The 3,744-nt window shown below is 74.4% G+C and carries 3 protein-coding genes; 2 read left to right on the forward strand and 1 reads right to left on the reverse strand.

Going from position 1 to position 3,744, the window contains the following annotated elements:
• Nucleotides 1-883: non-homologous end joining protein Ku (locus IH13_RS0135655; protein WP_031091218.1), on the reverse strand; the 883-nt coding region annotated here is incomplete at its 3' end.
• Between the two features lie 69 nt (nt 884-952).
• On the opposite strand from IH13_RS0135655, the gene ligD reads away from it, so the two are divergent.
• The gene (gene ligD, locus IH13_RS0135660) at nt 953-1,846 is read left to right on the forward strand and encodes a non-homologous end-joining DNA ligase (RefSeq protein WP_031091220.1); all 894 of its coding nucleotides are present in this window, start codon (nt 953-955) and stop codon (nt 1,844-1,846) included.
• Between the two features lie 191 nt (nt 1,847-2,037).
• A partial coding sequence (locus tag IH13_RS0135665; RefSeq protein ID WP_031091222.1) for a hypothetical protein occupies nt 2,038-3,744 on the forward strand: 1,707 nt, incomplete at its 3' end.

Consider the following 3,744-nt stretch of genomic DNA (forward strand, 5'->3'; position numbering starts at 1 on the left):
ACGAAGCCCCCGCCGCCTTCCCCTGCGTACCGCCGCGCCTGGCCGACGCCCTGCCCGAGGTGATCGGGTGGACATCGGCCACCTCGCCGCCGTCCTCCCGGCCGCCGTGCGTCTCCTGCGCCGCGCGCACGCTGTTCTCCAGCGCCGCCATGAGGTCGATGACCTTGCCCCCGCCCGCCTCCTCCTCGCCCTCCTGCTCCACGGGCTCCCCCGCCGCCTTCGCCGCGACGAGTTCCTCGACCGCCTCCCGGTAGTCGTCGTGGAGCGTGTCCAGATCGGCCTCGCCCAGGGTGTTCATCAGAGCGTCCGCCAGGTCCAGTTCGGCGTCCCGCACCTTGACGTCGGCGTCGGGGGTGACGCCTTCGGGGGCGCGGATCTCGTCCGGCCACAGGAGGCCGTGCAGGGCGATCACGTCGTCGATCACCCGGAGCATGCCGAGCCGTTCACGGCCGCGCAGGGCGTACCTGGCGACGGCCACCTTCTCGCTGCGGCGCAGCGCCTCCCGCAGCAGCGCGTACGGCTTGGTGGCGGGCACCCCGTTGGCGGCGAGGTAGTACGCCGAGTCCAGCTGGAGCGTGTCGACGGCGGAAGGGGGGACGAAGCCCTCGATCTCGATGGTCTTGGCGGTGGGCAGCGGCAGCGAGGCGATGTCCTCGTCGGTGATGGGGATGACCGTGCCGTCGGCGTCCTCGTACGCCTTGCCGGTCTCCGCGGAGGTGACCTCCTGCTCGTCGAGCTCGCACACCTTGCGGTACCGGATCCGGCCGCCGTCGGCGAGGTGGATCTGCCGGAAGGAGATCGAGTGGTTCTCCGTGGCGTTCATCAGCTTGACGGGGATGCTGACCAGCCCGAAGGAGATCGCGCCGTTCCAGATGGACCTCACCGTTCACCCCTTGCGCGTGCGATGACCTGATTGCCGCGATTTCATGCGATTTCATGCGATTCTTATCGTATGACGCCGATCACAGAGGTGGAGGGGCGGCGCCTGGCGCTCAGCAACCTCGACAAGGTGCTGTATCCGGCCACCGGGACCACCAAGGGCGAGGTGCTGCACTACTACGCGGCCACCGCCGGTGACGTGATGCTCCCCCACCTGCGTGACCGCCCGCTGTCCTTCCTCCGCTATCCGGACGGGCCCGGCGGGCAGCGCTTCTTCACCAAGAACCCGCCGCCCGGTACGCCCGACTGGGTGCGCACCGCGCCGGTGCCGCGCAGTGACGACCCGGACGCCCGGCAGGTGCTGGTGCAGGACCTGCCCTCGCTGATGTGGGCGGCCAACCTGGTGGTGGAGTTCCACACCCACCAGTGGCGTGCCGGGACACCGGCCGTCGCGGACCGGATGGTCTTCGACCTCGACCCCGGGGCGCCCGCGAGCGTCGTCGAGTGCTGTGCGGTGGCCCTCTGGCTGCGGGAGCGCCTGGCCGCCGACGGACTGTCCGCGTACGGGAAGACCTCGGGCTCCAAGGGACTGCACCTCATCGTGCCGCTGGAGCCCGCGCCCTCCGAGGACGTCACGGCCTACGCCCGGTCACTGGCCGTCGAGGCGCAGCAGGCGCTGCCCGACCTGGTCGTCCACCGGATGACGCGTGCGCTGCGCCCCGGGAAGGTCTTCGTCGACTTCAGCCAGAACGCCGCGGCGAAGACGACCGCCGCGGCCTACACCCTGCGGGCGAAGGACAGCCCCACGGTGTCCGCACCCGTCACCTGGGAGGAGGTCGGGGCCTGCGCGGACCCCGCCGAGCTGGTCTTCCTCGCCGGGGACATGGCGGCGCGGCTGGCGCGTCACGGGGACCTGCTCGACCCGCTCACCGACCCCGGCCGGGCCCGTCCTCTGCCCGGCCGCTGACGCGGTCCCCGGATTCGCGCGCCCCGGCCACAAGGGGCGGAGCCCGTTCCCGGACCGCCCAGCACACGGCGGGAAAGGCCGCAAGTGGAGGGTCGATTGTCGGGGAGGTGGTGCACACTCTGCCCAGAGCTGCTTCCGGGACACGGCCCACCGGGTTCGCGGCGCAGAGGACGAAACGGGGAGGGGACGGCGTGTTCGCGGGGATCGACGAGGTCGACTGGGCATCGATGGAGCACGCCTACGGGCCGGCCGACGACGTGCCCGTACTGCTGCGGGGGCTCGCCTCGGCCGATCCGGCCGAGCGGGAGACCGCCCTCGACGGGATGTACGGCGCGGTCCACCACCAGGGCGACGTGTACGCGTGCACGCTCGCCTGCATCCCCTTCCTCTTCGAACTGGTCGTCGACCCCGGCGTCCAGGACCGGGGCAGCGTCGTGGAACTGCTCACGAGCATCGGCGGCATCGACCTCGGCGAGGACGACGAGGAGGAGATCGACGAGGACGAGATCGAGGGCGCCGCGAACTACGCGATGGCCGCGACCGCCGTCACCGCCGGTGCCGGGGTGTTCTGCGAGCTGATGGCCGACGAGGACCCGGGCGTGCGCCTCGCCGCCCCGCTGGCGCTCGCCACCCTGCACGGCCGTCCGGCCCGGGTGCTGGCCCTGCTGCGTGAACGGCTGCCCGTGGAGGCGGCGGAGGAGGTGCGCCTCGCCCTCGTGGAGGCGGCGGGCCGGGTGGCCCTGCGCCACCGCCCGCTGGCCGGGCAGGCCGCCGACTGGCTGAGCCGCCTCGCGGCGGAGGCGTACGCGCCCGGCCTGCGGCTCGCGGCCCTCGCCCAGCTCGCCCGGTGCGCGCCCGACGCCCTGCCCGCAGACGTGGTGACGATGGTGTCGGGGCTGCTGCGGGAGCTGCGCTCCGTCCCGGCGGGGGCGCGCCTCGGCGGGTCCGAGGCGCCCACCGGGGATCCCGCGGCCGAGCGGGCGGCCACCTGGACGCTGGTGGGCCAGGTGCGCGCGCTCTCCGCCGAGGAGGCCGCCGGACGCACGGCACCCTGGGCGGCCGACCTGCTGCGGACGCTGCACGTGGGGCTGGACGACCGGGTGGAGGAGCGTACAGCCTTGCTCGCCGACCAGTTGCGCAGCCCCGATCCCTGGCAGCGCGTCGACGCCGTACGGATGAGCGGCGGGCTGATACGCGCCTGGCGCGGCGATTACGCGGAGCTGGTGCGGCTGGTCGGGGGACAGCTCGCGGAGCCTGAGACGCGTCTGGCCGAGGCCGCCTCGCACGTGCTGGAGGAGCTGTTCTCGCTGGCCGCGCCCGCCGCCGACGCCCTGGCCGCGCGGGTGGCGGCCGATCCGGGTGGTTGGGTGCGGCAGTGGTCCGGCGGACCGCCCGGCCTCGGTTCGGCGGTCAAGGCGCTGGCCAGGCTCGGGGACGCCCGGGTGCTGCCGGCGCTCGCGGCGGCCCTGGAACAGCCGGAGGTGCCGCACGACGTGGGGTTCGCCGTCGGATGTCTGGGCGAGGCGGCCGCCCCCCTGGCCGGGACGCTGCGGCGGCGGCTGGGCGAGGTCGGTCTGGACGAGGGCGCGTATGACCGGGCGGCTCCGCTGCTCGCGGGGCTGACGGCGCTGCGGGCGGGCGAGGCCGCCCCGGAGGTCCTGCGGCTGCTGCGGGGCGCGCCGGAGTACCGGGGCGAGTGGCTGCGTACGGCGGCGCTGCGGGCGCTGGACGCGTTCGGGCCCGCGGCCCGTGAGGCGGTGCCGGAGCTGCGGGCGCTGACCCGGCGGCCCGGTTCGGCGGCGACGGAGGCGGCCGGGGCCCTCTGGTCGGCGGAGGGGAATGCGGGCGCGGTGCTGCCGGTACTCCTGGAGGGGCTGGGGGCGGAGCGGGTGCACGAT

Source organism: Streptomyces sp. NRRL WC-3549 (assembly GCF_000721935.1).
Lineage (GTDB): Bacteria > Actinomycetota > Actinomycetes > Streptomycetales > Streptomycetaceae > Streptomyces.